At 64.6% G+C, this 285-nt stretch carries 1 protein-coding gene; it reads left to right on the top strand.

What is annotated here, in order from left to right:
• The coding region (locus tag CH341_RS32270) for a DUF1611 domain-containing protein (RefSeq protein ID WP_146604753.1) at window positions 1-285 on the top strand (285 nt) is incomplete at both ends.

The raw sequence follows: 285 nt of genomic DNA on the forward strand, positions 1-285 counted from the left end.
AGACCGGCGTCATGATTTCCGGCAGTGGCGTTGCGATCGACGCCGTCGTCGCCGATTTCATCTCCGGGGCGGCTGAATGGCTGTCGCCCGCGACCGAGCCGGACCACTGGCAGATCGTCGAGGGCCAGGGCTCGCTCTTCCATCCCTCCTTCGCCGGTGTCAGCCTCGGTCTTCTGCACGGCGCCCAGCCGGACGTCTTCGTTGTCTGCCACGAGCCGACGCGCACCAAGATGCGCAACGTCGAAACGCCGATTTCCACGATCGAGGCGGTGATTGAAGAGACAA

It is taken from the genome of Rhodoplanes roseus (genome assembly GCF_003258865.1).
Classification (GTDB): Bacteria; Pseudomonadota; Alphaproteobacteria; order Rhizobiales; family Xanthobacteraceae; genus Rhodoplanes; species Rhodoplanes roseus.